Annotated in this window: 9 protein-coding genes; 5 read left to right on the forward strand and 4 right to left on the reverse strand. The window is 32.5% G+C overall.

What is annotated here, in order from left to right:
- The first annotated feature begins 91 nt into the window (after positions 1 to 91).
- The 5 genes from GW534_RS15385 (at position 92) to GW534_RS15405 (ending at position 3,098) form a co-directional block, all read left to right on the forward strand.
- On the forward strand, positions 92 to 277 hold the full coding sequence (locus GW534_RS15385; RefSeq protein WP_161921863.1) for a hypothetical protein: 186 nt from the start codon (positions 92 to 94) through the stop codon (positions 275 to 277).
- Positions 278 to 384: 107 nt separating this feature from the next.
- Complete coding sequence (locus tag GW534_RS15390; protein ID WP_161921864.1) at positions 385 to 1,140, forward strand: exodeoxyribonuclease III; 756 nt, start codon at positions 385 to 387, stop codon at positions 1,138 to 1,140.
- A gap of 81 nt (positions 1,141 to 1,221) precedes the next feature.
- On the forward strand, positions 1,222 to 1,611 hold the full coding sequence (locus GW534_RS15395) for a cytosolic protein (protein WP_161921865.1): 390 nt from the start codon (positions 1,222 to 1,224) through the stop codon (positions 1,609 to 1,611).
- A gap of 65 nt (positions 1,612 to 1,676) precedes the next feature.
- Positions 1,677 to 2,180 (forward strand): G/U mismatch-specific DNA glycosylase, encoded by a 504-nt coding sequence (gene mug, locus GW534_RS15400; protein WP_161921866.1) that lies wholly within the window; start codon positions 1,677 to 1,679, stop codon positions 2,178 to 2,180.
- Positions 2,181 to 2,255: 75 nt separating this feature from the next.
- Complete coding sequence (locus GW534_RS15405; protein ID WP_161921867.1) at positions 2,256 to 3,098, forward strand: DegV family protein; 843 nt, start codon at positions 2,256 to 2,258, stop codon at positions 3,096 to 3,098.
- A 65-nt stretch (positions 3,099 to 3,163) separates the two neighbouring features.
- On the opposite strand, the gene GW534_RS15410 is transcribed toward GW534_RS15405, so the two are convergent.
- The 4 genes from GW534_RS15410 to GW534_RS15425 form a co-directional block, all read right to left on the reverse strand.
- Positions 3,164 to 4,273 carry a CAP domain-containing protein gene (locus GW534_RS15410; RefSeq protein WP_161921868.1) on the reverse strand — a complete coding sequence of 370 codons (1,110 nt, stop codon included), beginning with the start codon at positions 4,271 to 4,273 and terminating at the stop codon, positions 3,164 to 3,166.
- A gap of 193 nt (positions 4,274 to 4,466) precedes the next feature.
- Positions 4,467 to 4,607, reverse strand: coding sequence for a YjcZ family sporulation protein (locus GW534_RS15415; RefSeq protein ID WP_161921869.1), 141 nt, complete (start codon positions 4,605 to 4,607; stop codon positions 4,467 to 4,469).
- A 37-nt stretch (positions 4,608 to 4,644) separates the two neighbouring features.
- Complete coding sequence (locus GW534_RS15420; RefSeq protein ID WP_161921870.1) at positions 4,645 to 4,758, reverse strand: YjcZ family sporulation protein; 114 nt, start codon at positions 4,756 to 4,758, stop codon at positions 4,645 to 4,647.
- A 92-nt stretch (positions 4,759 to 4,850) separates the two neighbouring features.
- Positions 4,851 to 5,075, reverse strand: coding sequence for a YppG family protein (locus tag GW534_RS15425; RefSeq protein WP_161921871.1), 225 nt, complete (start codon positions 5,073 to 5,075; stop codon positions 4,851 to 4,853).
- Between the last annotated feature and the right edge of the window lie 219 nt (positions 5,076 to 5,294).

The raw sequence follows: 5,294 nt of genomic DNA on the forward strand, positions 1-5,294 counted from the left end.
AAATTAATGCTAATTTATATTAGAAAAACATTTCATAAAGTGATTATTAAATCAAATACTATAATCAAAATTATATTTATGAGGTGATTTCATGGGAAGGGAATGGGATTTTGGTAATATTCCAATTGGCACGGAAAAGCGGGAGAGGAGGTTTATTCCGTTAGGAGTGCAAGAACGCGCATTTTTTGGAATTAACGAAATTGAAATAGATGGGAATCCACGTTTTTTTGGATCGGCTTTACCATTTGAAGTGGATGAAAATGATATCCGGGATTAAATATAAACAATTTCTTAGAATACTTTTCCAAAAATTCATTTGTCAACGGTCAAACTCCATTCTATGGTAAAATAAACTAGACTACTAAGATAGAATGGAGTTTTTTTATGAAGTTAGTTAGTTGGAATGTAAATGGACTTCGTGCTTGTGTAAGAAAAGGATATTTAGATTATTTTCACGAAGTTAATGCGGATATATTTTGTGTACAGGAAACAAAACTACAAGCAGGTCAAATCGACTTAGATTTACCTGGATATAAACAATATTGGAACTACGCTGAAAAGAAAGGCTATTCTGGTACTGCTGTTTTTACAAAATTAGAACCACTTACAGTTTCCTATGGTTTTACACCGGATGAAAGTGAAGAAGAAGGAAGATTAATTACTTTAGAATTTGAAGACTTTTATTTAGTGAATTGTTATACACCAAATGCAAAACGGGATTTATCTCGCTTAGCTTATCGTCTCGAGTGGGAAGATAAAATGAGGCAATATTTGCTCGAACTAGATGCGAAGAAACCTGTAATTTATTGTGGAGATTTAAATGTGGCTCACCAAGAAATAGATTTGAAAAACTTCAAATCAAATGAAGGAAACTCAGGGTTTACGAAAGAAGAGCGTGGCAAAATGACTGAGTTGTTAAATGCCGGTTTTATTGATACATTTCGTTATTTTTATCCAAATGAAACAGATCGCTACACTTGGTGGAGTTACATGAATAAAGTTCGTGAACGAAATATTGGTTGGCGGATTGATTATTTTATCGTTTCAGAACGAATCAAGGACAAATTAAATGCTGCGGATATTCACCATGACATAATGGGAAGTGATCATTGTCCTGTAGTTTTAGAAATTGAAGAATAAAAAACTTAAACACAAATTAATAAATTTTGGAAAAGGCGGGTATGCTGTAGACATGTATACTAATTGTGTGGAGGAACGAATATGAAAACTTTTACAGTACATTTTCATGAACATGACCAAGCAGATGCGATGACAGTTAAAAAATTGAGTGAACAAGATTTTGATACGGTTTCTTCCGGAGGTGTTAGGCAGTTATTTGAACTTGATACGAATCTTGGTTTATTTGTATTCATGGATGCCGAGGACAATGAAGGAAATGAAACGTATCACATTTTACGTTATGAGGAAGATAGCGAAGAACCTAATGATTATTATTCATTAGAATTAAAAGACTTTTACGATTTAGTCGCTTTATATATGAGTGATATGTATGTAGAAGATGATGAAGATGAGGATAGTTATGGACCAGTTCAACATTTAGCTCATTTATTATTTCATATTGTAGATTCGGGAAAAGAAGTTACACCATAAAGGATAGGACTGTCAACTGGCAGTCCTTTTTTACTGTTATATAGGATGAGGAGGTTGAGGAGAGTATGAGAGAAATTCCAGAGCATTTAGAAAAGAAATTGAATATTATATTTGTCGGATTTAATCCAAGTATTATATCGAGTGAAACCGGTCATCATTATGCAAACCCAACAAATCGCTTTTGGAAAGTGTTATTTGAAGCAGGTTTAACAACACGAAAATTTTCGCCTGAAGAAGATCGCAAACTTCTAGAGTTAGGTTATGGTTTAACGAATATTGTAGAACGCCCGACGAAAGGAGCCAATGATATTACGAAAGAAGAATTTATAGAAGGACGGAAAAAGTTAAGGGAAAAAATTGAATATTATAGACCAAAAGTAGTATGTTTTGTTGGAAAGGGAGTGTACCAACAATATAGTGGAATAAAAAGATGTAATTGGGGAAAGCAAGACCAATCGATGGTTGATGGCGTAATCGATTTTGTTGCTCCTTCAACTAGTGGATTAGTGCGCTTGCCTATTAATGAAATAGTTACGATTTATAAACAATTAAAGAGTTTAGTAAAATGAAAGTGACAATTGTGTTAAGTTATTTTAAGATAATATAAGAGTTAATTTATGATAGCAATTAAGGAGAAGATACAAATGTCAAAAATTAAAATAACTTGTGATAGTACGGCAGATTTATCCAAAGGTACACTTCAAAAATATAATATTGATACTGTCCCACTATACATCATATTAGAGGATGAAACTTATAAAGACAGTGTTGATATTCAACCTGATGATATTTATGCATACGCAGAAAAAACGGGAAAATTACCAAAAACTGCCGCGGTATCTGTCCAAAACTATATTGACCTATTTTCTAAATATCAAGATTATGATGCGATTATTCATGTGAATCTTGGACAACAATTTTCCAGTTCTTTTCAAAATGCCCATCTTGCAGCGCAAGAGTTTAAAAACGTTTATGTAATAAACTCTGACAATTTGTCGACTGGATCAGGACATATTGTTTTGGAAGCGGCTGAATTAGCTGAACAAGGTCATGATGCGAAATTTATTTACGAAAAGTTACAAGAGTTAATTCCAAAAATTGAAGCAAGTTTTGTATTAGATACGCTAGATTATTTGAAAATGGGTGGTAGATGTTCAGCAATCCAAGCGTTCGGTGCAAGTTTATTAAACATAAAACCTTGTATTGAAGTAATAGATGGAAAAATGGATGTCGGGAAAAAATATCGCGGAAAGATTGAAAAATCAATCCAAAAATATGTGGTAGATCGTCTTAAAAATCGCGATGATATTGCGACAGACCGCGTTTTTATTACTCATTCAGGTTGTTCAGAGGAATTAATAAATAACGTAAAACAAATTGTATTAGAGCATCAACCATTCGAAGAAGTATTAATTACACGGGCATCATGTACGATTTCTAGTCATTGTGGACCAAATACGCTAGGTGTATTATTCAAAACAAAATAATTTTTGGGGGCTTTCCTAATATGTTACAAGGGGAGCCCCTAACTTTTTTGTTTTTCTGTCCATAGTTATTTAGCAAAATATTTTTGTGTAAAATATGGCTGGTTCTCATCATTAAAAGCAACACCAACCCCAAGATATTCAAAGTCTTCATTTAAAATGTTTTCTCTATGACCAAGTGAATTTAATAGACCTTCATGGGCATAAATACTACTAAATTGTCCGAAGGCTAGATTTTCACCTGCTATTTGAAACTGAATTTGATCTTCACGCAATCGGTCAAAGGGAGACTCACCGTTTAAGTTAGTATGGCTAAAATAATTGTTTTTTGCCATATCTAAACTATGTTCCCGGGCTGTAATGCGAACTAGTTCATCCCACGTTAAAACGGAAAGTCCATGTTTTACTCGTTCAGCATTCGTTAAATCAAATAATTGATATTCAAATCCTTCGATTAATTCTTTCGTTGGAATTGTATATATATCTTGTTTTTTATCCTCCAATTGTTTTGCAATTATTTGAATTGCAGTAACCGTATTATTTTCATGCTGATCATAAAAAATGGTAATATAACTTGAATCTTTTTCATACAAGTCATAATCCCGGTCCTTTGGGAGTTTATAAATAACAAATTCTTTATGAATGCTGTCTAATGATTTTCCCATAATATTTTGGACTTGTTGTTTTGTTGTACCAAGCAGAATGCCGTTTTTTGAAGAAATTAAATTTTGGTTCGTAAATAAACCGACGACCTGATTATTTTTATCATAAGTTACCATAAAAAAGTTGTTATAATTGTCATGGTACGTATGCCAATATGTATTGTATTCATTTAATGATATTCGTTTTGCTTCACCATATATTGCTTCAATTGTAGATTTTGATTGACCTAATTCAATATTTGCAACAGAAAAGATTTGATTATCAGGTATATTTAAAGTAGGAGAATCTCTAGTTTCCGCTTCATCTTTTGATTCATTTAATAAAATGTTGTTTTCTTCTTTAATGGATTGGAAAATATTAGATAATTGTTGTTGTAGCTCATCTATATTAATTTGATCAACAATTACCGCAACTCCAGACTTTATTTGATTTATAATTGAATCGCTTTTCGAGGTAGCATTTGTTGCCAAGCCAATTAAAATAATAACGGCAATTGCGATTAATAATTTTCTCAAAGGCTATCACTCCTCTCAGTTTCATTTTTGCCAATCTATCGAAAAAAAAGACAATAAATCAAGGTTTAATCTGATTCTATTTTACTTGTATTATAGCAAACCATTTATTTATGTAATATATTTTTATAAAAATAAAAGGCTGTTTTTTAAGTAAACAGCCCTTATAAATAAATACCTAAATTTTTAAATGTTTTTATAACCAAGCAGCACCAACGATAATTAGAAGGATGAATAAGACGACGATTAAAGCAAACCATCTACCGGCGCCATATCCGCCTCCATAACCGCCTCCGTATCCATATCCACCATATCCATGGCATTTATAGAATCCCATAAAAAAACCTCCTCTTGTTAGTTTATCAAATGTTGATTTACCAAATGTAAGCTGAACCTACGATGATTAATAGGATAAACAGCACTACGATTAGTGCAAAGCCTGCACCATAGCCGCCATGTGGGCCATGATGTCCGCGTCCGTCACTCATCAATAAACACCTCCATGTTTATTTGTTGTATTATATGTGGCGATTTCTCAATTGTCTGGTCTTTTGTCCCGAAACTATAGAATTTGGGCTACTTACTGTTTGCTAGTTTTCTTCACAAAGGAAGTAATTTGTTTTACTAAAGGATCAGCTTGTTTCATTACTCTGTTTATTTGTTGGATTGAGTAGGAAATTTTATCAAAATCAATTTTTCCATCATCTCTTTTAAAATAATCTATAAAGAGGTGGGAATACGGATTGCGAAATTTTTGATGATGTGGAAAAAAAGGGTGTCTTGGTGGGCGATAATTTCGAAACATCAAAACCCTCCTTCCTGAAGAAAATATACATTTTTTAAACAAATGAACTACTATAGTATATTCCTTATATGTTCAAGAAGGTTGGGCGGTTGAAAAAAAATCCCATAAACAATATTCGCTTTGTTTCCCATATATACCGAACTAAAACTACCAAACAAGTAAACGAGAAAAATTATTCCTATAATAGTCTCACTATATGAAAATGGTGGTTGACTTAAC

This window comes from Pallidibacillus pasinlerensis, from assembly GCF_009996845.1.
Taxonomy (GTDB): domain Bacteria; phylum Bacillota; class Bacilli; order Bacillales; family Caldibacillaceae; genus Pallidibacillus; species Pallidibacillus pasinlerensis.

Excerpts from the sequence above, each read along its gene's own strand:
- GW534_RS15385 (WP_161921863.1), top strand. The coding sequence starts at position 92 with ATGGGAAGGGAATGGGATTTTGGTAATATTCCAATTGGCACGGAAAAG.
- GW534_RS15390 (WP_161921864.1), top strand. The coding sequence starts at position 385 with ATGAAGTTAGTTAGTTGGAATGTAAATGGACTTCGTGCTTGTGTAAGA.
- GW534_RS15395 (WP_161921865.1), top strand. The coding sequence starts at position 1,222 with ATGAAAACTTTTACAGTACATTTTCATGAACATGACCAAGCAGATGCG.
- mug (WP_161921866.1), top strand. The coding sequence starts at position 1,677 with ATGAGAGAAATTCCAGAGCATTTAGAAAAGAAATTGAATATTATATTT.
- GW534_RS15405 (WP_161921867.1), top strand. The coding sequence starts at position 2,256 with ATGTCAAAAATTAAAATAACTTGTGATAGTACGGCAGATTTATCCAAA.
- GW534_RS15415 (WP_161921869.1), bottom strand. The coding sequence starts at position 4,607 with ATGGGATTCTATAAATGCCATGGATATGGTGGATATGGATACGGAGGC.
- GW534_RS15420 (WP_161921870.1), bottom strand. The coding sequence starts at position 4,758 with ATGAGTGACGGACGCGGACATCATGGCCCACATGGCGGCTATGGTGCA.
- GW534_RS15425 (WP_161921871.1), bottom strand. The coding sequence starts at position 5,075 with ATGTTTCGAAATTATCGCCCACCAAGACACCCTTTTTTTCCACATCAT.